We start from the raw sequence: 24,992 nt of genomic DNA, 5'->3' as shown, positions 1-24,992 counted from the left end.
ACGACGCACCCGCAGCCGACAACGCACCGGCGGCCCCCGAGTCCTCCCGCCCTTCCGATCCGTATCCGGGAGTCGGCCCGGCGGCTGAATTCACTTGCTGCATTGCGCAATAATGGAAGCGCCGCCGGGGACGGTCCCGGTCCGGGGGAGGGTGAGCAGGCATGCCAGGCGGGGAGAGACGGCCGACGCGTGAGGCGAATCTGCGGATCGGTGCCGCGATGGCCGAGGTCGAGGGGCTCTACACGGCGCTGCTGAGGGCGGGTACCGCGGACCGCCGCCGACGATTACAGGCCGAGCTGGGCCGGGCCGCGCGCAGGCTCGCCGCGCTGGCGGACACGCCGGACCGGCCCCCGCCCCGCGCCGCGGGTGTGCGGCGTTCGCGTCGGGGACGGCGGCGGGCGCTGGCCGAGCACGGCGCCGCCTGGATCGTCGCCCGGTACGGGCGGACCGGGGACTGAGGCCGCGGCGTGCGAGAGATCTCCTGCTGTGAATTGCATGAGGATCTGTGCTGCTTGGGCCATGGCTTTGTTAGATTTCGCAGCCACGCACCCCGGTGCCCGACCGTTTCTTCGTGGGAGTGGGAATGAGCGACCCCTGGGGCGGCCCGGCCGGGCAGGCCACGCGCAGTCGTAGCGACCGGGTGCCCGGACAGCGGATGCCCGCGGCCGACGAGACGCGCCCGGCCGACGAGACGCGCCCGGCCGGCGGGCGTGCGGCCGCCCGGCAGGCGGCCAGGAACCAGGGCGGCAGAGGGGCCCGGCGGGCCAGACCGGCGGGCCGCGGCCGGCGGTTCCTGAAGATCGCCGGGATCTCCCTGGCGCTCCTGATGGTGGTCACCGCCGGGGCCGGCTGGTGGTTCTACCAGCACCTCAACGGCAACATCGTCAGTGTCCCGCTCGACGGCAAGGGCGGCACCGAGAAGGCCGACGCGTTCGGCCGGACGCCGATCAACATCCTGGTGATGGGCTCGGACGCGCGGACCAGCAAGACCGACTGCAAGCTCGGCGGCGGCTGCTCCCAGACCGGCGTGCAGAGCGGGTACGGCAACGCGGACGTGGAGATGGTCGTCCACATATCCGCGGACCGCTCCAACGCGACGGTCATGAGCATCCCCCGCGACACCATGGTCGACGTCCCCGCCTGCAAGAACACCGAGAACAACACCGCCACGTCGGGCTACTACGGCCAGATCAACAGCGCCCTCCAGTACGGACCGGCCTGTCAGGTCGCCACCGTCCACCAGCTCACCGGCATCCCCATCGACCACTTCGTGAAGCTGGACTTCTCCGGCGTGGTCAAGATGTCCGACGCGGTCGGCGGCGTCTCCGTCTGCGTCAACAGCAACGTCTACGACACCTACTCGCACCTGAAGCTGTCCAAGGGCAGTCACACCCTCAAGGGGCAGGCCGCGCTGGAGTTCGTCCGCTCCCGGCACGGCTTCGGCGACGGCAGCGACCTCGGCCGTACCGTCTCCCAGCACATCTTCCTGAGCGCGATGATCCGCAAGTTCAAGAGCGCGGGCACGCTCACCGACCCCACCGCCGTCTACAGCCTCGCCGACGCCGCCACCAAGGCGCTGACCGTGGACGACGGCCTCGGCAGCATCAAGAAGCTGGTCGCCCTGGCGGACGACGTGAACAAGGTCCCCACCAAGCGGATGACGTTCACCACCATGCAGACCGCGCCCGATCCGCAGAACAGCAACCGGGTGGTGGTGGGCGAGGGCGCCAAGGAGCTGTTCGCCACCATCGCCGACGACCAGTCGCTGACCACCGGTTCGGGCAAGAAGTCCGCCGCCGCCTCGGCGACCGCGAGCGCGAAGCCGACGGCCACCGCGACCGTCCCCGCGGCCCAGATCGCCGTGACCGTCGAGAACGGCACCACCGTCACGGGCCGCGCCTCCGCCATCGCGACGGCGCTGGTCAACCACGGCTTCAGCTCCGGTACGACCACGGGCAACGCCCCGAGCTCCGCGACCACCACCACCCTGACCTACGGCAGCGGTGACAAGGCCGAGGCACAGACCGTCGCCAAGGCCCTCGACCTGCCGAGCTCGCACCTCAAGGCGGGCACCGGGACCGGCGTGACCCTGGTGATCGGCGGCGACTGGACGACCGGCACCAGCTACCCGTCGGCCTCCGCCGACGCCAAGGCCGCGACCGCCAACGCCAACGCCTCCACCGCCGACGACTCCAAGACCTGCGCCAAGGTCAGCCAGTACAAGACCGTCAGCCTCAACGGGGTTCCCATGACACCGGCCCAGGCGTACGCGGCGGCGACCGGCACGCCCGACTCCGACAAGTAGGGCGCGCACCGGACCGCGGTGGCGGAACCGGACCGCGGTGGCGGAATCCGGGCGAGGGGGCTGGCGTCCTGCGGCTCGGGTTGTACAGTTGCGCAATGTAGCAATCATGGCAGCGAGCGCGGCACAATCCGCGGGTATCGCTGCCCGGCGTGTGGAAAGGGTGGGCGGGATGCTCCGCAACGGACTGGAACCGTGGCACCTGCTGGTCGTCGCGATCGTCATCATCCTGCTGTTCGGGTCGAAGAAGCTGCCGGAAGCCGCCCGTGGCCTCGGTAAGTCGATGCGGATCCTCAAGAGCGAGGCCAAGGCGATGAAGGACGACGGCGCCCCGCAGCCCGCCGCTCCCGCCGAGTCCGCGCCCCAGGAGCCCGCCGCGCGGGTCATCCAGTCCGCCCCGGGCGACCCGGCCTCGGCCCGCCCGGTCTCCGAGGAGAGCGCCGCCCGCTGAGCCGGTCGGGGGCTTGCCGGGTCGCGGGCGTCCTCCTGATGCTTCAGGATTTGCGCAAGTACGGGAACCGTGGTGGTCGGGTCCGCGTGGGGACCGGTGACCGGACGGATACCCGCAGTGGGGAGGACGAGCCATGGGAATCTCCCTGGCCAAGGGTGGCAACGTCTCGCTGAGCAAGGAGGCGCCGGGCCTGAGCGCGGTGCTGATCGGCCTCGGCTGGGACGTGCGCACCACGACCGGCGCGGACTACGACCTGGACGCGTCGGCACTGCTGCTGGACGCGTCGGGCAAGGTCGCCTCCGACCTGCACTTCGTCTTCTACAACAACCTCACCAGCCCGGACGGTTCGGTCGAGCACACCGGGGACAACCTCACCGGTGAGGGCGAGGGCGACGACGAGTCCATCAAGGTGGACCTCGCCTCCGTGCCGGCCGCCATCGCGAAGATCGTGTTCCCGGTCTCGATCCACGACGCGGACGCCCGCGGGCAGAGCTTCGGACAGGTGCGCAACGCCTTCATCCGCGTGGTCAACCAGTCCGGCGGCGCCGAGATCGCCCGCTACGACCTCTCCGAGGACGCCTCGTCGGAGACGGCGATGGTCTTCGGCGAGCTGTACCGCCACGGCGGCGAGTGGAAGTTCCGCGCGGTCGGCCAGGGCTACGCGTCCGGCCTGCGCGGCATCGCCCAGGACTTCGGCGTCAACGTCTGAGAACAGGCCCCGGCCCCCTCCCCCTCCGCCTCAGGGCCGGGGCGTTCCGTCCCGGCCGACCACGGTGCCCGGGATCACGCGGTCGGAACCGGACGCCGGCGCGTCCGGCGCGTCCTGCTCCCGGAGTGCCCTGGCCTCGCTCTTGAAGATCCGGGTCGCCTTGCCCGCCGAACGCACCAGTCCGGGCAGCTTCCTGGCGCCGAGGACCGCGACGGCGACGACGAGGATCAGGGCCAGCTCACTCAGGCCGAACATCAGGTCTGCCCTCCGCATTTCGATCTACAGTGCTGTAGAAGTTTCCCTGGAAGGTGATCACGCGGCAAGCCCGCCCCCCGCCCGGGGCGGCCGGGAACGCCGTACGAACCGAGGGGCAAGGGCAGCAGCATGCCGGACCAGCAGGACCAGACGGCCCAGACGGCCCAGACCAAGCCCTGGCCGGACCGGCGGGAGCTGGCACGGCGCTGCCGCGATGTGACGGAGGCCCGCTGGTTCGCCCTGACCGTCTTCGCCGTGATCCTCCTCAACGCGGCCCTCCTCGGCCTGGAGACCTACTCCGGACTGGTCGAGGAGTGGCACCGCTGGTTACGGCTGGCCGAGCACGGCTGCCTGGCCGTGTTCACCGTCGAGATCCTGCTGCGCCTGGGCGCGCACGCCGACCGCCCCCGGGACTTCCTCAGGGACCCGTGGAACCTCTTCGACCTCGCCGTGGTCCTGTGCGCCTTCCTGCCGGTCGTCCGTGAGAACACCACCGTGCTGCGCCTGCTGCGGCTGGCCAGGGTGCTGCGCACCGCCCGCTTCCTGCCGCAGCTGCGGATCGTGCTGACCGCCGTCGCCCGCAGCCTCCCCGGCACGCTCAGCTTCCTGCTGGTGGGCGCCCTGCTGCTGTACGTGTACGCCATGGTCGGCTGGGTCTTCTTCGGCCGCCACGACCCCGGGCACTACGGCTCCATCGGCCGCGCGGTCCTCACACTCTTCCTCCTCATGACCCTCGACGGCATAGGCGACGCGGTCCACGCCGGTCTGGAGGTCTCCCGCTGGAGCCTCGCCTACTACGCCTCGTACGTGCTGATCGCCTCCTTCGTCCTCGTCAACGTCCTGATCGGCGTGGTCATCACGTCCCTCGACGAGGCCCGGGAGATGGAACGGGAGGAAGCGGCGGACGAGCCGGCCGGCCCGGCCGAGGGGCCCGCGGACCGGCTCCTGCTGCTCACCAGGATCACCGCGGCCCGCCGAGCCCTGGACGACCTCGAACGCGGCCTCCTCCAGAGCACGACCCCGGACGCCGCTCCGGACGGCGCTCCGGACGGCGCCCCGGACGGCGCCCCGGACGGCGCCCCGGACGGCGAGGCCGCGCCGGTGCCGCTCCGTTCCTGAGCACCGCGCCTCTGGCGTCGTCCGGCCGGATCCGTGGCGGGCCCGCCTCCACGGCGGCGTGGTCCGAGCGAGCGGTTCCGCGGCAGGCGGCCGGCTGACGGCGACGCACCCGGTCCCGGTTTCCCGGTCCCGCTCCGCTCCTGAGCACCGCGCCTCTGGTGTCGTCCGGCCGGATCCGTGGCGGGCCCGCCTCCACGGCGGCGTGGTCCGGGCGAGCGGTTCCGCGGCAGGCGGCCGGCTGACGGCGACGCACCCGGTTCCGGTCTTCCGGTCCGGCTGATCATCCGCACGCCGGTCGCCGTCGTCTCCGGGGGCACGGGGTGCGACCCGCACGTGGCCCGCACGCGGCCCGTCCAGGGCGGCGGGGCGGCTCAGCCCTCGTCGTCGGCGGTGTGCTTGCTCTTCCCCTTCCGGGGGTCCTTCCGCCCGGCCGGGTCGTCGTCCTTGCCGATCCGGGGCTCGGCGCCGCCGGTCGGCGGAGGGGTCACGGCCGACGGCGTGGCCGAGTTCGTCGGCGGGGTGTCGGCCGAACTGTGGTCGGGGGAGAACCAGGCGATGCCGAGCAGCAGCGCCCCGAGGAAGATCACCACGGCGGCGATGGCGGTCACCGTCCTCGTCCGGCGTGCGGTGCCGGAGCCGGTTCCCGCCCGCTGACGGCGCCGGGTCCGGTGGGCCGCGCCGGTGCCGGGACCGCCGGCCGACGGGAAGGCGTACGTGGTCACGGAGCCCGGGGCCGCGTTCGTTCCGGACCGGGTCCCGGTGGGTGCGCCCAGGACGGTCGCCCGCGGCTCCGGCCCGGGGCGCGGTGCGGGCGCCGGGAGCGGCTCGGGACGCCCGCGCCAGGCACCCGCGCCGAACCACTCGGCCGCCTGACGCGCCGTCGGGCGGTCCTCGGGCCGCTTGGCGAGCAGACCGAGCAGGTAGTTCTCGAAGGCCGGCGGCAGCGCGACGCCCAGCTGCCGCGGCGGCACGGGGGGCGTGTCGAGATGGTGGTGGAGGACGGCGATGGGGCTGTCGGCGTTGAACGGCGTGCGGCCGGTGAGCAGCTGGTAGAGCACGCAGCCGAGCGAGTAGACGTCGGACGGCGGTCCGGCCGGCTTGCCGAGGGCGCGTTCGGGGGCGATGTACAGGCTGGTCCCGACGATCTGCCCGGTCGCGGTGAGCGCACCCCCCGGGTCGTCCATGAAGCGCGCGATGCCGAAGTCACCGATCTTCACGGACCCGACGGCGTCGAGGAGGAGGTTGCCGGGCTTGATGTCCCGGTGCACGATGCCCTGTTCGTGCGCGTCGGCGAGTCCGGCGGCCGCCTGGGCGGCGATACGGGCGACCTCCTCGGCGGGCAGGGACCCCGCCTGGGCGAGCACCCGGTGCAGACTGTCGCCCTCGACCAGCTCCATGACCAGGAACAGCCGGCCCTCCTGCTCGCCGAAGTCGACGACGCCGACCACATGGGGGTGGCGGAGCCGGCCCGCGGTCTGGGCCTCCAGACGGAAGCGGGCGGCGGCGGTGGGGTCGGAGTTCTGGGCGAGCAGGAGCTTGACCGCCACGGGGTGGCCGAGCATCTCGTCGTACGCCCGCCAGACCTCGCCCATCGCGCCTCGCCCGATGGCGGTCATCAGCCGGTACCGGCCCGCTATCAGCACCTGTTGCTTCATCCTCACGCAGTATGACGATTCGACCGCTGTCGGCCATGTTCCCCTGTGTGAAGGGATGTTGATGGCGATGCCGCGGCCTCCCCACCTTACTGGCGGGACGACGGCCGTCGGCCATGAAGGACCGACTGGCTCCGCCCGGTCGTCGTCACGGGTGTCGCCGTGGGGACCCGTCTCGGGGAACCGCGAGGTGGCCAGGCAGACTCTGCGTGTTGTGTATCCCGAGGAGAGGAAGGCCCACACATGATCACGCTCACCAAGGAAGACGGTCCCGCGGACCTGGACGGAGTGACCCACCTGTCCATCGGGGTGTCCTGGGACCCCACCTCCGGCAGCACCGGCGGTGTGATGGGTGTGCTCCGCCGCAAGTCGGGCACCGACCTCGACCTGATCGCCATCGCCATGCAGGGCGGGGAGCCGGTACGCCTCGCGGGTCTGGACTCCCTCGACCCGATGGGGAACGGCTCCCTGGTCCACAGCGGTGACAACCAGTCCGGGCGCGGGGAGGGCGACGACGAGACGGTGACCGTCGAGTTCGCCCGGATCCCGCCCAACGTCACGTCGATCGTGTTCATCGCCGCGGCCTACAAGAAGGGCAGCTCCTTCCAGAAGGCACGCAACATCAGCTTCAAGGTCTACGACGCCACCGGGGGCAGCTCCCAGCAGGTCGCCGACATATGGCCGAGCCTGCTCTCCCAGGACAACGGCTGCGCCGTGGCCAAGGCGGTGCGGGTCGGCGCGAGCTGGAAGCTGGAGGTGATCAACCTGACGGGAAAGATCAAGCAGGGCGACGAGCACGCCCTGATGCGCTTCGCCGTCAGCAAGTAGGACGCCTACCCGCTCTCACCTGGGGGCCCGCCGGCAGGCCGTGTGAGCTGAACCGGGACGTGAAGGGGCCGCCGAGACTTCCGGGATCATGCACTGCGCGGCCGTCGTCGCGGTGTCACCCTTGCCCATGCGGCACACGGAGCGTGGCCGCCGGGGGATCTGTAGAGGCGGGCGAGGGCAGTGGGGGACTTTCTGGGGGCGGTCACGGCGTTTCCGACTGTGGCCTTCACCTTCGCGCTCGTCGTGGTGGCGGTCTACTGGCTGCTGGTGCTCCTGGGGGGAGCCCACTTCCACGGGGCGCGCGGAGGACATCACGGCCACGGCCACGGCCACGGCCACGGCCACGGTCATGGCCATGGGCACGGCCACGGTCATGGCCATGGGCACGGTCAGGGGCACGGGCGCGGCGGGGGGCGCCACGGCCACGGGGGACTGCAGAAGGTGCTGGGACTCGGCGGGGTGCCGATCACCGTGGCGGTGTCGCTGGTGGTCGCCTTCGCCTGGTTCAGCGCACTCAGCGGCCGGGTGGTGTTCGGCGGCGGCCACGGGGGAGTCCTGCTGCCGGCCGCCCTGGTCGGCGGGTGGGCGGGGGCGCGGGTGCTGGCATGGCCGCTGCGGCGGCTGATGCCGGCCCCCGCCCCGCCACCGTCGCGCCGTGACTTCGTCGGTCTGGGCTGCGTGATCCGCACCGGACGGGTGGGCCCCGACTTCGGCCAGGCCGAGGTCCGTGCGGCCGACGGCTCCTCCGCGGTCGTACAGGTCCGGCAGAGCCTCGACGACGCGGCCGGGCCGGGCGGTGTGCTCCGCGCCGGAGCGTCGGCGCTCATCTACGACTACGACGACACGGGCGAGTACTTCTGGGTCATGCCCGCGGTGCCGGCCTCCGGCTGACGCGACCGCACCCCCGTCACCCCCGTCGTTCGTCCGGGCGTCCGGTACGCCCGTCGTTCTCTCATCCATCCACGGCAAGGTCGTCCAAGGGAACAGCCATGTCTGTCGTCACCATCGGAATCGGCGTGCTGGTCGCCGTCCTGCTTCTCATCGGCCTGGGCACGCTGCTGCTCTTCGGCCGGCTGTTCCGCAAGGTCGTCCAGGGCGAGGCGCTGATCGTCTCCCGGCCCAAGAGCGTCGACGTCACCTTCACCGGAGCCCTGGTGCTGCCGATGCTGCACCGGGCGGAGGTCATGGACATCTCGGTGAAGACCATCGAGATCTCCCGCACCGGCCGCGAGGGCATGATCTGCAAGGACAACATCCGCGCCGACATCCAGATCACGTTCTTCGTCCGGGTCAACAAGACGGTCGAGGACGTCGTCAAGGTCGCCCAGGCGATCGGCACCGAGCGGGCCAGCCATCAGGACACCCTCCAGAACCTGTTCAGCGCGAAGTTCGCCGAGGCGCTGCGGACGGTGGGCAAGCAGCTCGACTTCGCCGACCTCTACACCAAGCGCGAGGAGTTCAGGGACCGCATCGTCGCGGCCATCGGCACCGACCTGAACGGCTACCACCTGGAGGACGCCGCGATCGACCACCTCGAACAGACCCCGCTGGGACAGCTCGACGCGTCCAACATCCTGGACGCCCAGGGCATCCGGAAGATCACCGAACTGACCGCGCTGGAGCACATCCGCACCAACGACTTCCAGCGCAACGAGGAGATGGAGATCACCCGCCAGAACGTGGACGCCCGCGAGGCCGTGCTGGAGCTGGAACGGCGGCGCGCGGAGGCGGAGATCCGGCAGCGCAAGGGCATCGAGACCCTGCGGGCGCAGGAGGAGGCGGCCACCGCGCAGGTCCAGGAGGAGGAGCGGCTCAAGGCGCACAGCGCGCTGCTGCGGACCGAGGAACTCCTCGGCGTCCAGCGGGAGAACCAGGTGCGGGAGATCGCGGTCGCCGAGAAGAACCGGGAGCGCGTCCTCGCGGTGGAGAGCGAGCGCATCGAGAAGGACCGGTTGCTGGAGGTCGTCAACCGGGAGCGGGAGGTCGAGCTCGCCAGGGCGGAGAAGGAGAAGCAGGTCGAGGTGGAGCGCCGGAGCGTGGCCGACGTGGTGCGCGAGCGGATCGCGGTGGACCGCACGGTCGCGGAGCAGGAGGAGGAGATCAAGCGGGTCCGGGTCGTCCAGGAGGCCGAGCGCACCCGGCAGACGGTGATCATCGCCGCCGAGGCGGAGGCGCAGGAACAACTGGTCAAGGACATCAAGGCGGCCGAGGCCGCCGAGCAGGCCGCGCACCTGCGGGCCAAGGAGCAGCTGGTGCTGGCCGAGGCCGGGCAGAAGCGCGCGGAGCTGGAGGCCGCCGCCAACGTGCGCCGGGCGGAGGGCGAGCGCGCCCTGGCCGGGGCGGCCGGGCTGGCCCAGGCCGAGGTGGCGGAACGGCAGGCGATGGCCGAGGCGGCCGGTGTGCGGGCCCGCCTTGAGGGCGAGGCCGCGGGCCTGAAGGAGAAGGCGGACGCCGTCCAGAAGGTCGGGTTCGCCGAGGCGGCGGTCGCGGAGAGCAAGGCGAACGCGGAGGCGGCCGGCATCCGGGAACGGCTCCTCGGCGAGGCCGCCGGTCTCAAGGAGAAGGCGGCGGCGATGGCCGCGCTGGACGAGGTGTCCCGCACCCACGAGGAGTTCCGGCTGCGCCTGGCCGCGGACAAGGAGGTCCGGATGGCCGCGCTGGAGGTCCAGAGCAAGGTGGCCGAGGCCCAGGCCGCGGTACTGGCCGCCGGACTGGAGAGCGCGGACATCGACATCGTCGGCGGCGACAGCGTGTTCCTGGAGCGGCTGGTCGGCGCGGTCTCCTTCGGCAAGGCCATCGACGGCGCGGTACAGGGCTCGGAGACGGTGCAGGCCCTCGGGTCGGACTGGCTCAGCGGCGAGAAGAGCTTCAGCGGCGACGCGACGGAAGTGCTGCGCTCGCTGGCGGCCGGCGGCCCGTGGAACCTGGCCCTGCTGCTCAAGCTGCTCGGCGACCAGACACCCGACAACACCCTCACGACCGACCCGACACAACTCGCCAACGGCACCACCAAGTAACACCCCGAGGAGGCGCCCCCGAAGAAGCGCCCCCGAAGGGGCGCGGGGAACTGCGCGACCAGCTACGACGGCGCGGCGGACGAACGACGGCACGACGCGCCGACGGTCCAGCCGGACAGCGCGATGACGAAGGCGCCCCCGAAGGGGCGCGGGGAACTGCGCGACCAGCCACGACGGTGCCGCGGACGACCGAGGGCGCAACGTGCCCAGAAGGAACGGAAAGCAACCATGGGCGTCGAGGACGGCACCTACCAGATCCTGCGGCAACGGCTCGCCGACCGCGCCGCGGAACTCGGCCGCCGGGCCGCCGACCTGAACGCCCGTCGGCAGGACGCCTTCGGCTCCCGCACCCTGGAGCTGGCGGCCTCGGCCCGCCCCCGCACCGGCGGCGAGGGCACCGCGTGCGGCGTGGTCGCGGTACGGCCCGACGTCCTGCTCCTGGGCACCTCGGCGCCCGGCCTCGACGCGGGCCTGCTGTCGCTGCACACCCCGGACGGCTCGGCCCTCGGACCCGAGAAGGTCCCCGGCCTGCTCGACGACGAACGGTTCCACCGCGACCTGGCCGAACTGCTGCGCTACTACCGCGACGCGCGCCTCACCGACCTGAGGCGTACGGCGTCGGGGCGGCTGCTCGCCGTGTTCCGCACCGGCGAGAACGAGGGCGATCTGCGGGTCCTGAGCTGGCAGCTGGGGGAGGCCCGGGTCGAGTACCTGGGCAACCACGGCGAGCGCGACCTGCCGCAGCCGCCCGCCTTCGAGCTGCCGTGGACGACGACCGGACGCGAGTACCACGCGGACGGCAGGATCCTGATCGAGGGCGGCGAGGGCGCGGTCTCGGTCGCCACCACCGGCGGCAGCCTCACCGTCCGGGCACACCCCGGCGACCGGCCGCTGTTCCGGGAGCCGGTCGACGAGCCGCTGCAGAGCCTGGCCGACGCCACCGTCGCCTACGCGGCGACCGGACCCCTGCTGCTCCTGCGGATCCGCCCCTACAACGAACCGGCGGACCGCTACCTGGTCGTCAACACCCGTACCGGTTCGGTGCGCCGGCAGGACTCGCTCGGCCGCGGGGCCAGACTGCTGCCGGCCGAACAGGGGCTGATCTTCCCCGGCGGCTACGAGCTGGCCGACGGGAGCCACCGGGCCTTCCGTATCGGCGGCAGCGGCCTGGCCGACGCGGGTGCCGGTGCCGCGGCCGACGGATCCGCCGTGGACGAGCTGCGCTTCGACGCGGTGCTCCCCTCGCCCAACGGCGAGGACCTGCTCTACGTCCTGCGCCGGCCGGACCGCGCCCAGGTCCTGCTGCTGCCGTGGAACACCGTCCGCCGCGAGGCCGCGAGCGCCCTGCACGGCGCGGCCTACGCCCTGCTGCCGGACGGCACCCTGGCCCTGCTCAGACCGGACCACGAGCCCGTGCGCACACACGAACTCCAGCTCTGGCGCACCCCTTTCCAGTCCGCCGAGCACGCCGCCGCCCAGCCGGTCGGGGACGGCCCGCTGGCCCGGATCGGCAACGCCGACCTGGTCGCGGGCATCGCCGACTGCCTCGACGTGGTCCGCGGCGCGACCGCCGCCGCACGCGAGAACCGGGCGACCGCCTCCCCGGAACTGATCCTCGACGCCTGCGCCAAGGCGACGGACCGCCACTACTGGCTGGCCGACACCGGCCTGCTCGAACCGCTCACCGAACTGCGCTCCGCCGCCGAGCAGTTGGCCGCCGAGCAGGCCAGGATCCGGCAACTCGCCGCCCGTGCGGCGCAGTCGCTGGAGCAGGCGCGTACGGAGGCCGCCGCGCTGGTCCGCCGCTCGCACGGCGAACCGCCCGCCGACGCGGACGCCTGGACCGTCCTGCTCGCCGAACTGCGCCGGGCCCAGGGCCGTACCCGCACCCTGCGCGAACTGCCCCAGCTCGACCTGGCCGCCCTGGACCGGGTCGAGGCGGACCTGGCCGCCGAACTCACGGCGGCGACCGAACGCGCCTTCGCCTTCTTCGCCGGCCCCGACGCCTTCGCCGCCCCCCTCGCCGCCGCACAGCTCGCCGCCGGGGAAGCCGCCTCGATCGCCACCGCCGCCGAGGCCGCACGGCTCGCCGACCGCCTCACCGACCAGGCGGACGCCCTGGCCACCGTCACCGACCTGGTCACCGGCGCGGCCGACGCCGACCCGAGCGCCGGAACGGCCGTACTGCTGGCCATCGGCGAGGTCCTGGCGGCGGTCAACCGGGCCCGCGCGGTGCTGACGACCCGCCGCCGCGCCCTGCTCGACGCCGAGCACCGCGCCGCGCATGCCGCGGAGTCGGCGCTGCTCGCCCAGGCGACGACCGCCGCGCTGGCCGCCGCCGACACCCCGGCCGTCTGCGACGACCAGCTCGCCCGCCTGCTGCTGCGGGTGGACGCGCTGGAGGCCCGGTTCGCCGAGGCCGAGGACCTCGCCGCCGGCCTGGCGGTGCGCCGGGAGGAGATCCGGCAGGCGTTCACCGCCCGCCGCCAGACCCTGCTGGACGAGGCCGCCGCCCACGCCGACCGGGTCGCCGCCTCCGCCCGGCGGGCCCTTCAGGCGCTGAGCCGCAGGCTGGCCGGGCTCGGTTCGGCGGCCGACATCCACGCCGCGCGGGCCGCCGACCCGATGGCGCTGCGCATCCGCGCCGCCGCCGGGGAACTGCGCGGCCTCGACGACCGGGTACGCGCCCAGGAGCTGGAGGACGGCCTGCTCGGTGCCGTCCGCACTGCCCTGCGCGAGCTGCGCGACCGCGCCGACCTGTCCGAGGACGGCGGTGCCACCGTCCGGCTGGGCCGCCACCGCTTCGCCGTCCGCCGCGAACCGGTCGAACTCACCCTCCAGCCGGACGGCGACGACGGTCTGGCCTTCGTCGTCACCGGGACCGGCTACCGCCGGGCCGCCGACCTCCCCGAGCTGCTCACCGGCCGCGAGTTCTGGACCCAGCCCCTGGTCAGCGAGTCACCGACGCTCTACCGCGCCGAGTACCTGGCCGCCTCGCTGCTGTCCACCGCCACCGCCACCGCCACCGGTGAACCGGGTGAACCGGGTGAACCGCTGCTCGACCAGGTCCGCCGCGCGGCCGAGCGGGGCTACGACGAGGGGTACGAGCGTGGCGTCCACGACCACGACGCCGCCGTCGTCCTCGGCGCGCTGCTGCGGCTGCAGGCCGGTGCGGGGCTGCTGCGGCACCCCGCCGAGGTGCGCGCGACCGCCCAGCTGTTCTGGGCCCACGGCACGACCGGCGCCCAGCGGACCGGCTGGCAGCGCCGGGCCCGCTCGCTGGCCCTGGCCCGCATCCACTTCGGACCCGACGCCACGGCCCCGACCACCGCCTCCTCCGAACTGGCAGCCGAACTCACGGCCGCGGTCGCCGAGTTCACCGCCGCCCTCGGACTACCGTCGCTACCCCGGGCGGGCGACTACCTCCAGGAGGAACTCGCCGACCCGCACGAGGGATTCGCCACCGGCATCGCCGCCCGCACCCTCCTGGACGGCTTCCGCCACACCGACGCCGCCCCCCTTCTCACCGCGGACCTGGACGCCCTCGGCACCGACCTGCCCGCACGGCACCAGCTCGCCGGCGCCTGGCTCGGCTCGTACGCGGCGGCCCAGGTGAAGAGCGGCGACGACGAGGGCGTGCCGGAGGCCGTGGCGCACCTGTGCGCACCCGGCCTGCCGCGTTACGAGATCACCGCGCCCGTCGGCGAGACGGTCGACGGCCTCCTCGGCACCCACCCCCGCGTCCGCGACGGCCGGCTGACCGTGCGCATCGACGAACTGCCGTACCGGGCAAGGGTGTTCCGCGAGGAGCGAGTCCCGGCCTTCCGGGCCTTCCAGCGCCGGCGCGCGGACGTCCTGACCGCCGAACGGGCCCGGCTGCGCCTGGACGACCACCGCCCCCGTCCGCTGGCCGGCTTCGTCCGCAACCAGCTCGTCGACCAGGTCTTCCTCCCGCTGGTCGGCGACAACCTGGCCAAGCAGCTCGGCACCGTCGACAGCACCGGCCCCGCCGACCGCAGCGGCCTGCTGCTGCTCCTCTCCCCGCCCGGCTACGGCAAGACCACCCTGCTGGAGTACGTCGCCGACCGCCTCGGTCTGCTCATGGTCCGCGTCGACGGCCCCGCGCTCGGCACCGGCACCACCTCCCTCGACCCCGACCGGGCCCCCGACGCGGCCGCCCGCCGCGAGGTGGAGAAGATCGTGTTCGCCCTGGAGGCGGGCAGCAACGTCCTGCTGCACGTGGACGACATCCAGCACGTCTCGGCCGAACTGCTCCAGAAGTTCATCCCGCTGTGCGACGCGCAGCGCCGCGTCGAGGCCGTCAGCGACGGCGTGGCCCGCAGCTTCGACCTGCGCGGGCGCCGCTTCGCCGTCTGCCTCGCGGGAAACCCGCACACCGCGAACGGGCAGCGCTTCCAGATCCCCGACATGCTCGCCAACCGCGCCGACGTCTGGAACCTCGGCGAGGTGCTCACCGGCCACCAGGACCTGTTCGCCCTCTCCTTCCTGGAGAACGCCCTCGCCGCCAACCCGGTGCTGGCCCCGCTCGCCGGGACCGACCCGGCCGACCTCGCCCTGCTGGCCGCCCTCGCCGACGGCGACCCGGCGGCACAGGCCGACCAACTCACCCACCCGGTACCGGACCTGGACCGCGTCCTGGCCACCCTCATCCACCTGCGGCGCGTCCAGCGGACCGTCCTGGCCGTCAACAGCGCCTACATCGCCTCCGCCGCCCAGGCGGACACCGACCGCGTCGAACCGCCGTTCCTGCTCCAGGGCTCCTACCGCACCATGGCGCAGCTCGCCGCCCGGATCGACCCGGTCCAGAGCGACTCCGAGGTCGAGGCCCTGCTCGACGACCACTATCTCGCCGAGGCCCACACCCTGGGCAGCGCCGCCGAGGCCAACCTGATCGGACTCGCCCGGCTCCGCGACCGCGCCACCCCCGAACAGACGGCCCGCTGGCGCTCGTTGTGTGCCGCCTACCGGTCCGCCGGCTGATCCGGCCACCCCAGCAGCCGCGCACCGAACACCGCCGTCTCCAGGGTGTACCGCTGCAACGCGTCGTCCGGATCCAGGCCGGTCAGCCGGACGATGTGCGCGATGCGGTACGCCAGGGCACGCACACTCACCCCGAGCCGCCGGGCCGCCTCCGCCGCGACATAGCGGGACTCCGCGTAGGCGGTCAGGGTCTCCAGCAGCAGCTGGGACCCGCCACGGGCCTTCCGCAACGGACCCAGCACCCCCCGCACCAACTCCTCCAGGGCCTCCCGGTCCCGCAGCAGCACCGGCAGGACCAGCAGATCGGCCGCGTTCAGCAGTTTCCCGTCCAGCCCCAGCTGGGCCGCCTGCTCCAACGCGTTCCGTGCCTCCTCGTAGGAGTGCACGACACCACCGGGACCGCTGTGCGGACGGCCCACGACGACCCGCCGTCCCTGCGTCAGCTCCGCGAACGCCCTGACCGCCGGGGCCTCACCCGGGCCGGCCGGCACGATGCACACCAGCCGCCCGTGCTTCACCGCCAGCAGTACCTCCTGCTCCCCGAAGCGGCCGAGCAACTGCCGCTCCAGCGCCTGCACCTGGGGGTCCTCCAGGTCGTAGCCGTCGCCCTCGGCGACCGCGACGACATGCGCGCACGCCAGATTCAGCCCGAACCGCTCGGCGTGCTCGGCCAGCCGCCCCACATCACTGCGGCTGCTCAGCAGGTCCGCCACGAACTCCCGCCGCCCGGTCTCCTCCCGCCGCAGCCGTTCCCGGTGGGCCCGGCCGTGTCCCGAGGCGAGCGCGGCCACCGCCGCCCGCAGCGCCGCCATCGACGCCGCGTCCACCGGCTGCCCCTCCCAGACCCGGCCGGCCGCGGCCAGCCGCTCGTCGACCAGCTCGGCCAGCCCGCGCCCCTCCTCCGCGGCCCGGTCGCCGTACTCGCGCAGGGACTCCAACTCCTCGCGCCGCAGCCGTCGTCCGCTCCTGCCCACGTCCTCCAGCAACCGCGCCCACGCACCGTCCCCCGATGAGACGGGCACCCCCGAGACCGCTCTGCCCGTAACCAACTCCCGTGTCCTCCCCCGACCGCACACCATGACAGCGACCTGCCAGAGTACGCCGCACCACCAGAACACGACACCTCAGGCCGTGTTCCGCCTGCCGAGGAAGGCTGTGCAATCTTCTGTTCAATTCAGTCCAGAACGTTGTCCGTTTAAGTGGGGTCCTGTAGCACTGTGCGCGGAGCTGTTTCTTCCGTCCCACTGACGCACCGGGAGAACCCATGTCCCCATCCGTGCGGAGCCGTGCGCCCAGAGCGGGTGGCGTCCTCCTCAGCGCACTCGTACTGCTGCTGTCGGGCACGGCGACGGCCGGTGCCGACGGTGCCCGCGCCACCACCGCCGCCACCGCCACCGCCACCACGGTCACCGTGGACGACTCCGTCCAGGGCAGCGGACAGGACCAGTTCGACTACGAGGGCACAGGCTGGGGCCACGCGAGCGGCGAAGGGGAACCCGCCAACCCCTACGAGGGCACCAACAGCTGGACCGAGCACGCCGGCGACTCGGTCGACTTCGCCTTCACCGGCACACAGCTCACCTTCCGCGCGGTCACCGCCCCCGGCCACGGCATAGCCGCCGTGTCCGTCGACGGCGGCACCCCCGTCGACGTCGACCTCTACAGCGTCACCCGCACCGGCGACGTCCCGTTGTGGACCAGCCCCACGCTGCCCGACGGCCCGCACACCCTCACGGTCACGTCGACCGGCCGGAAGAACGCGGCCTCCAGCGGGACCGCGGTGACCGTCGACCGGATCGACTTCGTCGGCGAGGCACCCGTACCGGGCCGCACCGACATCACGGTGGACGCCGCCGGCACCGGGCGCACCTTCGACGGCATCGGCGCCATCAGCGGCGGCGGAGGCAACTCACGGCTGCTCATCGACTATCCCGAGCCGCAGCGCAGCCAGATCCTGGACTACCTCTTCACACCGGGCTACGGCGCCGCCCTGCAGCTGCTCAAGGTGGAGATCGGCGGCGACACCAACTCCACCGACGGCTCCGAGCCCAGCATCGAGCACACCAGAGGGACCGTGCACTGCGACAGCGGCTACGAGTGGTGGCTGATGGAGCAGGCCAGGAAACGCAATCCGCACCTCAAGCTCTACGGACTCGCCTGGGGCGCCCCCGGCTGGATCGGCAACACGGACAACTCCCCGGGCGGCGGCCACTTCTGGTCCCAGGACATGATCGACTACCTGACCGCCTGGCTGGGCTGCGCCCGCCGGCACGGCCTGGACATCGACTACCTGGGCGGCTGGAACGAGCGCGGCTACGACACCGCCTGGTACGAGAAACTGCACGCGACGCTCGCCGCCAAGCACCTCCCGGTGAAGATCGTCGCCGCCGACTCGGGCCTGGACGTCGCGGATGACATCGTTGCCGACCCGGACTTCGCACAGTCCGTCGACGTCGTCGGCGCCCACTACCCCTGCGAGGGCGGCGACGGCGGCACCGCGGACAGCTGCTACAGCTCGGCCAACGCCCAGAACAGCGGCAAACCCCTGTGGGCCAGCGAGAACGGCTCCCTGGACGAGAACTCCGGCGCCGGCGCCCTGATCCGCTCCCTCACCCGCGGCTACCTCGACGGCAGGTTCACCGCCTACCTCAACTGGCCGCTGCTGGCCGCGATCTACCCCAACCTGCCCTACGACACGGTCGGCCTCGCGGTGGCGAACCAGCCCTGGTCCGGGGCGTACGACATCGGCACCAGCCTCTGGACCACGGCTCAGGTCACCCAGGTCACCCAGCCGGGCTGGAAGTTCGTCGACAAGGCGAGCGGCTACCTCGGCGGGAACCGGACGAACGGCAGCTACGTCACGCTGAAGTCGCCGGACGACTCGGCCTACAGCACCATCCTGGAGACCTCCACCGCGAGCGGCGCCCAGAGCGCGGACTTCACCGTCACCGGGGGACTTCCGACCGGCACGGTGCACATCTGGGCCACCGACCTCGCGTCCGGCACCGCCGCCGGCGGTTTCACGCACACCGGTGACGTGACCCCCGACAAGGGCGGGCACTTCTCCGTCACCCTCCAGCCCGGCTACGTCTACTCCCTGACCACCACCACCGGCCAGGGCAGGGGCAGCGCCGTCAGCCCGCCGCAGGGCCACCTCGCCCTCCCCTACCGCGACTCCTTCGAGCGGCACACCCCGGGCCGGGAGGCCAGGTACCTCTCCGACATGCAGGGTTCCTTCGAGACGGTGAGGTGCGCGGGCCGGCGCAAGGGCCGGTGCGTCCGGCAGATGGCCGCGCAGCAGCCCATCGAGTGGCAGGACGACAGCGACGCGTTCGCCCTCCTCGGAGACACCGACTGGAAGAACTACACGGTCAGCTCGGACGTCCACCTGGAACAGCCCGGCACCGTCGAACTCATCGGCCGGGCCGGCGAACAGCAGCGGCCGCAGTCCCACCAGGCGGGCTACTTCCTGCGGGTCGGCGACACCGGCGCCTGGTCGGTGGTCAAGAGCGACACCAGCGGCAGGCTGACCACACTCGCCGACGGCACCACCCGGGCGCTCGGCACCCACCGCTGGCACAGGCTCGGCCTGAGCTTCAGCGGCACCACGATCACGGCGAGCATCGACGGCAGGCCGGTCGGCGCGGTGGACGACTCCTCCTATGCCTCCGGGCAGGTCGGCATCGGCGTGGTCGGCTACCGGACCGACGAGTTCGACAACCTCACCGTCACCCCCGTACGCCACCCGGCGCTATCCCCGGCCACCCTCACCGCCGACCTGCCCTCGACCGTCCACCGGGGCGAGTCGGCGACCCTCAGGTCCACCTTCACCGTCCCGGCACCGGCCGCCCCCGCCACCCACGTCACCCTGCGGCCCGGCGCCCCGGCCGGCTGGACGGTCACCGCCACCACACCCACCGCCTTCTCGAAGGTCGCACCGGGCCACTCGGTCACGGCGAGCTGGACCGTCACCGCCCCCACGGCCGCCGACACCCCCGTGTCCGCCACCTTCTCGCCGCTCGCCGACTATGTCCGCGGCGGTGTGCAGCACCGGACGTACGGCACCGCGAAGACCGAGGTGCCGATCCCGCCGCCCACCGGAAGCCCCTACCTGAGCGACCTGTCGTTCGTCTCCAGCAGCAACGGCTGGGGCCCGGTGGAACGGGACATGTCCAACGGCGAGCAGGCGGCCGGCGACGGGGAGCCGATCACGATCCGCGGCACCGTCCACGACAAGGGGCTCGGCGCCCACGCAGACAGCGACGTGGCGTTCTTCCTGGGCGGCGACTGCACCCGGTTCACCGCCACCGTCGGCATCGACGACGAGGTCGCCCCGAACGGCTCGGTCACCTTCTCCGTGACCGCGGACGGCCGGACGCTGACCACGACCCCCGTCCTCACCGGCGCCTCCCCGCCCCGGCCCCTGGACCTGGACGTCTCCGGTGCCCAGCAGCTGCACCTGGTGGTCTCGGACGCCGGAGACGGCAACGCCCACGACCACGCGGACTGGTCCGACGCCCGACTCACCTGCGCGGGGTAGAGCGAGCCACGGCGAGGTCGCCGAACTCGCCGGTCCGCGACCAGGCGGCCCCGAGGCGTGGCGCTGCCTCGCCGCACATCAGGCTGTCCGGACGGGACCCCTCCCGCGCTCGCCGTCTCCCCGAACGCCGGTGGTTCTTCGGCAAACCCGATCAGTTGCCCCGCTTCCGCGCCGTCAGCTGGAAGAGCCGAGCGGTGTGCATGTAGGGCGGACGCGCGGTCGTGGCGAGTTCCAGTCGCTCGAGGTCGGCGTAGAACGCCGGGTCGTACTTTCGCGCGTCGTCGGTGATGTAGTCGCAGAAGCCGCGGATGCCGTAGTGCTGTACGTCCTCGCAGCCGAGGCCTTGCAGGACCGGGATGATCTCTTCGGCCGTGTGCAGCGTCAACGCCGAGTCGAACATCCGGGTCCGGGACCGGTCCGTGCCGAGCGCGGCCAGCGCGGCGGCCGGGTCGGTCTCGCGAACGGCGATGCTCAGGGCGGCCGAGTGCCGGTTGATCGCCATCATCGAGAACAGCCCGCCGGACCTCAGCGGAGCGAGTGCCGTGGCGAGGACGCCCGGCACGTCGTCCATGTACTGGAGAAGGTTGTGGCACAGGACCACGTCGAACGCCCCGTCGGCGAGTTCGGCGAGTTCGGCGGGCAGCGCGGTCACGTCGGCGCGCACGCATGTGATCAGCTCCGTCAGGCCGGCCGTCGAGGCTCGCTCGGTCGCGGCGGCGAGCATGGCGGGCGCGTGGTCGACGATGGTGACGTGATGCCCGCGGGCGGCCAGGCGCATCGCGTCACCGCCGTCACCGCCGGCGAGGTCGAGCATCCGCAACGGCCCTTCGCCCAGGTCGTCGAGATGACGGGCGAGGTTCGCCTCCGCGATCGCGTATCGCAGGCGACCCCACGGGGCGTCCTGCCATTCCTGCCAGGTGGTCATCGCGGTGTCGAACTTCTCGGGAGCTTCAGCCATCTCGCGACGATAGCCGGAACAACGGTCCGAACAGGCCCGGCCGAGCGGACCGGGCCCGTGCGGATCAGCGCAGTCCGGCGAAGAGGTCGTTCTCGGGTATGGCCGCGCCGGTGGCGTCCTGGACGCGTACGAAGGTCTCCGTGCCCATCAGCTCGCCGAACCTCTCCTTGCCCATCTTGAGGAAGAAGATGTTCTCGCCCTGACTGGCGTGCGCGGCCAGGGCGTCGAACTTCTGGCCGCTGAACGCGGTGGTGTCCACCCACGTGGTGATCTCGTCGTCGGGGAGGCCGATCTCGGCCATCGCGGCGGCCTCGGCAGGATCCGGCTCCGGCATGTCCGGATGGAACTCGCGCATGATCTCGCCGAACCGCTGCATCCCCGAGCGGGGCATCGTGGTCCAGTACACCTTCGGCGCGAGCGAGGTCATCTCCAGCGCCGCCATCGTGATGCGGTGGGCCTGGATGTGGTCGGGGTGGCCATAGAAGCCGTTCTCGTCATAGGTGACGACCACATCGGGCCGGTAGTGCCGCATGAGTTCCGCGAGGCGCGCCGCGCCTTCCTCCACGGGGGTCCGCCAGAAGGATCCGGGGCTGTCGTTGCTCGGCCAGCCCATCATCCCGGAGTCGGCGTAGTCCAGCATCTCCAGATCGCTGATCTTCAGGACCTCGCAGCTCGCTTCGAGTTCCTGACGGCGCATCAAGGCGACGGCCGCCGGATCGTGTCCGGGATCGCCCGGCTTGACGCCCCCGGGTCCGTGACCGCAACCGCCGTCGGTACACGTCACGAGAACCGTGCGGACACCTTCCGCCGCGTACCGCGCCAGGATCCCTCCGGTTCCGGTGGCCTCGTCGTCGGGGTGGGCGTGTACCGCCATCAGCGTCAAGGGTCGGTCAGTCATGAAACAGTCCTCCTGGAGCAGAACGTCGCGATCCGAGCTCACGACGGGCGTCGCCCGTGCGGCGCCGGTCCCTCGGTCGATCCAACCCCGCGGACCGGACCGACTGTTCCCGGCGCGACCGGCTGTCAGTGCTGTTCGGCAGGGTATGCACATGACGGATCAAGACGAGGAACGTGGCGCCCCCATGTGGTCTGGACTGCCTCCGAAGGCCGAAGAGCTGCTCATGGCAACCGAATGGGACGCCCTGCAGCATGCATACGGGAGCGCCGGGGACACCCCGCCGTACCTGTGCCAACTTCTGGACGAGGATCCCGAGGCGCAGGCCGAGGCACTGGGCATGCTCGAAATGTCCGTACTGCACCAAGGATCCCTCTACAGCTCCACCCCGCCGGCCGCGTTGTTCATCGCGGCGATCCTGGCCCACCCCCGGACTTCGGCCGAGCACGAGAGCTTCTTCCCCTGGGACGACCGGTCCCGGCCCCTGCGCGCGGCACTGCTCGACTGGCTCGGCCAACTCGCCGACTCGGCCGCCTACGGCGAGAACGAGTACGGCGGCGACGAGTACGACGGCGACGGCGACGGCGACGGCGAGGACGATGACGAGGGCGCGGACGAGGGCGCGGACGAGGACGAACTCGAAGCGATCCGCGCATGCCGGAGTATCCGACCCGAGCTCTACGACGCGGTCGAACCGTTCCTCGACGATCCGCATCCGGACACCCGAGAGGCCGCCCTCGGCACGGTCACCCTGCTACTGAAGGCACCCGACCTCGCCGAACGCGTTCCCCGTGCCGCCCGCCGCCTGCGCAGCGTTCTCGCGGCGGACGGCACCCGCCGGGAACGCTCCTCCGCCGCCCTGGCACTGGGCGCCTGGGGCCAGGACACCACCGGACTCCTCGACGATCCTGATCCGGCCGTGCGCACCTGCGCCGCTCTGGCCACCGGCTGCGCGCACGTGCCCCGCGCCACCGCCGTCCTGCTCGAAGCCCTGCGGAACCCGGCCGAGGCGGACCACTGGTTCCCCGACCCCCTTCCCCAGTTCGACGGTTGGCTCCGCTTCACCCTCCTGAAGGCCGTCCTCGACCGTGTCGACTCCTTCGAGGACCTGGCTCCGGCGGCCATGGCCCTGATACCGCTCGCCAGTGACCACACCGTCGACCGCGACTGGGGCCCGCTCCTCGTCAAGGCCTTCCCCACCGGCCACAGCCCCGATCTGCCTCTCTCGGCCGCGCAACGGGAGCTCCTGCAAGCCGTCACCGCCAATGACGCCTGCTGGGGGAACATCGCCAACAAGCTCCGCTGGCTCAGACAGGCCGGCCTGCCGGAGCATCGCGACGCCATCCGGTCCCTCCTCTGAGGCGAAGGGCGCCCCGGAGATTCCCGGGGCGCCCTTCGTGGTGGTCGGGACAGGAGGCTGATCAGCGCACGTCCACGTAGTCGTGGTAGCTCTCGGCGTCCACGTAGGAGCCGGACGCGAGGTAGACCCCGACCCAGGTGCCGTCCTGCTTCGCGGTGAAGCGGGCGGTGAAGCGGCCGTGCGAGTCGGCCTTGACGGAGCCCAGCTGCGTCCAGGACTTCTTGCCCTTGGCCTGGAAGAGGATGTAGACGCGCTGCTTGCCGAACGCCACCCACTTCGTGCCGCTCAGCCGCTGCAGGGTGCCGGTGGTGGTCACGGTGTGGCCCTTGCGCACCGGCTCGGGCCCGGCGTTGAAGCTGGTGATCCTGGTGGCGGTGCGGTTGAAGTGCACGGAGTTGGAGTAGCCGGGCTGGTAGTCCGACGAGCCCGCCGAGTACAGCCGCCAGTAGCCCTTCGGCACGGCCACGTACCCGTCGAGGTTGAAGGTGCCGTCGGACTTCGTGGTGAACCAGCCGAGCGACTTCCAGCCGGTCTTGCCGTCGGCCGACTGCTGGAGGTACAGCTTCCGGTTCGGCGGCACCTTGCCGTTGCTGGCGGTCATGCTGCCCTGGATGTGCAGGTCGGAGTATTCGTCGAGCCAGCTCGAACAGAAGCAGATGCTCGTCTTGTTGATGACGTCGACCTTGAACTTCGCGTGCGAGGCCGTCAGATACGGGTCGGCCAGGTAGCTGTCGAGGCTGGTCTCGACCGTGTACGTGGCGTCGTCGTACGGGATGTACGGGTCGGTGAGCTTGAAGCGCCCGCCGGCACCGCTGGTCGTCGTGGCGTAGTAACCCATGTCGAGCGCGACGCCCTTGGCCGGGCGCCAGGTGCCGTCGTACAGGTACTCCACGACACCGGACGAGGACGCCTTGGCGCCGAACTTGATCTGGACGCTGGAGTGGTCCAGCCGGATCCGGCTCGGGCTGACCACGACCGGCAGGGTCTTGCTGTCGACGAGCACATAGGTGTTCGTGCCGTCGGGGTTGGCGATCCAGAAGGAGAGGGAGACCGGCACGGAGGTGGCGTTCTCGCCGTTCAACTTCGGTGCCACGTCGATCGCGTAACTGCCGTCGGCGGCGGTGACGGCGCTGTAGGCGTACTCGGCCACCACACTCAGCGCCTGGCCGGCCAGCGGCGAGGTGTCACCGGTGATCGGGTCGAAGAGCGAGATGCGGCCGCTGAGCGTGACGTGCGTGTGCTCCACGTCGAGCACGTCGGGGCTGATGCTGCGGTCGGCGAAGACCGGCTTCGGCTCGACGTCCACGGTGGTGGCGTGCGCCGACGTGGTGTGGTCGCCGTCGCTGTCCTGGGCGCTGACCGTCACGTCGTAGCCGCCGTAGGACGGCAGTTGTGACATGCGCGGCGAGCGCCAGACGCCGTCCTGCGGCGTGCCGGAGACAAGCGTGAAGCCGGTGACCGCGACGGTCGCCGGGGCCGCTCCGTGCAGCTCCGTCAGGTCGGCGGACACCTCGGTGACCGCCGAATCGGAGGAGACGGCGACCGTCAGGAAGCCGGAGTCGGAAGGGTCGGAGCCGACGCTGCCGAACACCGGGGCGCCGCTGCCGTCGGTAGACGCCGCGTGGCTGTTCGGGTCGCCCGTCGGGTCGCCCGTCGGGTCGGTCGTCGGTTCGCCCGTTGGTTCGCCGGAGGCCGGGGTGTCCGAAGGAGAGTCGGACGGGGTATCGGACGGGGTGCTGGTGGGCGTGTCCGCCGGCGTGGGATCGGCCGTCGGATTCGTGGTCGCGGAGGCCGCCGGGTCCTGCCCGGGGCCGCCGTCCGCGTACGCCAGCGTCGGCGCGGCGAGGAGCGCGGCGCCCAGTGCGGCGGACACGGCCGCCGACACCAAAGAGCGTGTTCTCACTG

General features: G+C 72.2%; 17 protein-coding genes. 11 read left to right on the top strand and 6 right to left on the bottom strand.

What is annotated here, in order from left to right; genetic code table 11:
• The first annotated feature begins 161 nt into the window (after nucleotides 1–161).
• From IEZ11_RS15125 to IEZ11_RS15110, 4 genes are all read left to right on the top strand, one after another.
• Nucleotides 162–458, top strand: coding sequence for a hypothetical protein (locus IEZ11_RS15125; protein WP_189263245.1), 297 nt, complete (start codon nucleotides 162–164; stop codon nucleotides 456–458).
• Nucleotides 459–583: 125 nt separating this feature from the next.
• Nucleotides 584–2,305, top strand: coding sequence for an LCP family protein (locus tag IEZ11_RS15120; RefSeq protein WP_189263244.1), 1,722 nt, complete (start codon nucleotides 584–586; stop codon nucleotides 2,303–2,305).
• A 169-nt stretch (nucleotides 2,306–2,474) separates the two neighbouring features.
• Nucleotides 2,475–2,753 (top strand): Sec-independent protein translocase subunit TatA, encoded by a 279-nt coding sequence (gene tatA, locus IEZ11_RS15115; protein ID WP_189263243.1) that lies wholly within the window; start codon nucleotides 2,475–2,477, stop codon nucleotides 2,751–2,753.
• A 133-nt stretch (nucleotides 2,754–2,886) separates the two neighbouring features.
• A complete protein-coding gene (locus IEZ11_RS15110) occupies nucleotides 2,887–3,462 on the top strand; it encodes a TerD family protein (protein WP_189263242.1) in 576 nt (191 codons plus the stop codon).
• A 30-nt stretch (nucleotides 3,463–3,492) separates the two neighbouring features.
• On the opposite strand, the gene IEZ11_RS15105 is transcribed toward IEZ11_RS15110, so the two are convergent.
• On the bottom strand, nucleotides 3,493–3,735 hold the full coding sequence (locus IEZ11_RS15105; RefSeq protein WP_373294904.1) for a Sec-independent protein translocase subunit TatA/TatB: 243 nt from the start codon (nucleotides 3,733–3,735) through the stop codon (nucleotides 3,493–3,495).
• 111 nt (nucleotides 3,736–3,846) lie between these two features.
• Here IEZ11_RS15105 and IEZ11_RS15100 point away from each other — a divergent pair, with 111 nt between their 5' ends.
• Nucleotides 3,847–4,836, top strand: coding sequence for an ion transporter (locus IEZ11_RS15100; RefSeq protein WP_189263241.1), 990 nt, complete (start codon nucleotides 3,847–3,849; stop codon nucleotides 4,834–4,836).
• Between the two features lie 371 nt (nucleotides 4,837–5,207).
• On the opposite strand, the gene IEZ11_RS15095 is transcribed toward IEZ11_RS15100, so the two are convergent.
• Nucleotides 5,208–6,491 carry a serine/threonine-protein kinase gene (locus IEZ11_RS15095; protein WP_308426475.1) on the bottom strand — a complete coding sequence of 428 codons (1,284 nt, stop codon included), beginning with the start codon at nucleotides 6,489–6,491 and terminating at the stop codon, nucleotides 5,208–5,210.
• Between the two features lie 240 nt (nucleotides 6,492–6,731).
• On the opposite strand from IEZ11_RS15095, the gene IEZ11_RS15090 reads away from it, so the two are divergent.
• From IEZ11_RS15090 to IEZ11_RS15075, 4 genes are all read left to right on the top strand, one after another.
• Nucleotides 6,732–7,316, top strand: a complete 585-nt coding sequence (locus IEZ11_RS15090; protein ID WP_189263240.1) for a TerD family protein — start codon at nucleotides 6,732–6,734, stop codon at nucleotides 7,314–7,316.
• A 180-nt stretch (nucleotides 7,317–7,496) separates the two neighbouring features.
• The gene (locus IEZ11_RS15085) at nucleotides 7,497–8,207 is read left to right on the top strand and encodes a hypothetical protein (RefSeq protein ID WP_189263239.1); all 711 of its coding nucleotides are present in this window, start codon (nucleotides 7,497–7,499) and stop codon (nucleotides 8,205–8,207) included.
• Nucleotides 8,208–8,305: 98 nt separating this feature from the next.
• A complete protein-coding gene (locus IEZ11_RS15080) occupies nucleotides 8,306–10,333 on the top strand; it encodes an SPFH domain-containing protein (RefSeq protein WP_189263238.1) in 2,028 nt (675 codons plus the stop codon).
• A gap of 228 nt (nucleotides 10,334–10,561) precedes the next feature.
• Nucleotides 10,562–15,334: a DNA repair ATPase gene (locus tag IEZ11_RS15075; RefSeq protein WP_189263237.1), complete on the top strand. Its 4,773-nt coding sequence runs from the start codon at nucleotides 10,562–10,564 to the stop codon at nucleotides 15,332–15,334.
• Here IEZ11_RS15075 and IEZ11_RS15070 read toward each other — a convergent pair.
• Complete coding sequence (locus IEZ11_RS15070; protein WP_229713026.1) at nucleotides 15,316–16,356, bottom strand: PucR family transcriptional regulator; 1,041 nt, start codon at nucleotides 16,354–16,356, stop codon at nucleotides 15,316–15,318. The genes IEZ11_RS15075 and IEZ11_RS15070 overlap by 19 nt on opposite strands.
• A gap of 242 nt (nucleotides 16,357–16,598) precedes the next feature.
• On the opposite strand from IEZ11_RS15070, the gene IEZ11_RS15065 reads away from it, so the two are divergent.
• A complete protein-coding gene (locus IEZ11_RS15065; RefSeq protein ID WP_189263235.1) occupies nucleotides 16,599–19,874 on the top strand; it encodes an NPCBM/NEW2 domain-containing protein in 3,276 nt (1,091 codons plus the stop codon).
• Nucleotides 19,875–20,025: 151 nt separating this feature from the next.
• On the opposite strand, the gene IEZ11_RS15060 is transcribed toward IEZ11_RS15065, so the two are convergent.
• Together IEZ11_RS15060 and IEZ11_RS15055 are read right to left on the bottom strand one after the other, a co-directional pair.
• Nucleotides 20,026–20,832 carry a class I SAM-dependent methyltransferase gene (locus IEZ11_RS15060; protein ID WP_189263234.1) on the bottom strand — a complete coding sequence of 269 codons (807 nt, stop codon included), beginning with the start codon at nucleotides 20,830–20,832 and terminating at the stop codon, nucleotides 20,026–20,028.
• Between the two features lie 64 nt (nucleotides 20,833–20,896).
• Nucleotides 20,897–21,730 (bottom strand): PIG-L family deacetylase, encoded by an 834-nt coding sequence (locus IEZ11_RS15055; RefSeq protein WP_189263233.1) that lies wholly within the window; start codon nucleotides 21,728–21,730, stop codon nucleotides 20,897–20,899.
• Nucleotides 21,731–21,953: 223 nt separating this feature from the next.
• Between IEZ11_RS15055 and IEZ11_RS15050 the strand changes: the two genes are divergently transcribed.
• Nucleotides 21,954–23,087 carry a HEAT repeat domain-containing protein gene (locus IEZ11_RS15050; RefSeq protein ID WP_229713025.1) on the top strand — a complete coding sequence of 378 codons (1,134 nt, stop codon included), beginning with the start codon at nucleotides 21,954–21,956 and terminating at the stop codon, nucleotides 23,085–23,087.
• A gap of 61 nt (nucleotides 23,088–23,148) precedes the next feature.
• On the opposite strand, the gene IEZ11_RS15045 is transcribed toward IEZ11_RS15050, so the two are convergent.
• Nucleotides 23,149–24,990: a hypothetical protein gene (locus tag IEZ11_RS15045; RefSeq protein WP_189263231.1), complete on the bottom strand. Its 1,842-nt coding sequence runs from the start codon at nucleotides 24,988–24,990 to the stop codon at nucleotides 23,149–23,151.
• Between the last annotated feature and the right edge of the window lie 2 nt (nucleotides 24,991–24,992).

It is taken from the genome of Streptomyces fuscichromogenes (genome assembly GCF_014645815.1).
Taxonomy (GTDB): domain Bacteria; phylum Actinomycetota; class Actinomycetes; order Streptomycetales; family Streptomycetaceae; genus Streptomyces; species Streptomyces fuscichromogenes.
Note: the sequence above shows the minus strand (reverse complement) of the source record. Positions and strands in the feature narration are given on the sequence as shown.

Coding starts and splice junctions, on each gene's coding strand:
- IEZ11_RS15125 (WP_189263245.1), top strand. CDS start 162: ATGCCAGGCGGGGAGAGACGGCCGACGCGTGAGGCGAATCTGCGGATC.
- IEZ11_RS15120 (WP_189263244.1), top strand. CDS start 584: ATGAGCGACCCCTGGGGCGGCCCGGCCGGGCAGGCCACGCGCAGTCGT.
- tatA (WP_189263243.1), top strand. CDS start 2,475: ATGCTCCGCAACGGACTGGAACCGTGGCACCTGCTGGTCGTCGCGATC.
- IEZ11_RS15110 (WP_189263242.1), top strand. CDS start 2,887: ATGGGAATCTCCCTGGCCAAGGGTGGCAACGTCTCGCTGAGCAAGGAG.
- IEZ11_RS15105 (WP_373294904.1), bottom strand. CDS start 3,735: ATGCGGAGGGCAGACCTGATGTTCGGCCTGAGTGAGCTGGCCCTGATC.
- IEZ11_RS15100 (WP_189263241.1), top strand. CDS start 3,847: ATGCCGGACCAGCAGGACCAGACGGCCCAGACGGCCCAGACCAAGCCC.
- IEZ11_RS15095 (WP_308426475.1), bottom strand. CDS start 6,491: ATGAAGCAACAGGTGCTGATAGCGGGCCGGTACCGGCTGATGACCGCC.
- IEZ11_RS15090 (WP_189263240.1), top strand. CDS start 6,732: ATGATCACGCTCACCAAGGAAGACGGTCCCGCGGACCTGGACGGAGTG.
- IEZ11_RS15080 (WP_189263238.1), top strand. CDS start 8,306: ATGTCTGTCGTCACCATCGGAATCGGCGTGCTGGTCGCCGTCCTGCTT.
- IEZ11_RS15075 (WP_189263237.1), top strand. CDS start 10,562: ATGGGCGTCGAGGACGGCACCTACCAGATCCTGCGGCAACGGCTCGCC.
- IEZ11_RS15065 (WP_189263235.1), top strand. CDS start 16,599: ATGTCCCCATCCGTGCGGAGCCGTGCGCCCAGAGCGGGTGGCGTCCTC.
- IEZ11_RS15060 (WP_189263234.1), bottom strand. CDS start 20,832: ATGGCTGAAGCTCCCGAGAAGTTCGACACCGCGATGACCACCTGGCAG.
- IEZ11_RS15055 (WP_189263233.1), bottom strand. CDS start 21,730: ATGACTGACCGACCCTTGACGCTGATGGCGGTACACGCCCACCCCGAC.
- IEZ11_RS15050 (WP_229713025.1), top strand. CDS start 21,954: ATGGCAACCGAATGGGACGCCCTGCAGCATGCATACGGGAGCGCCGGG.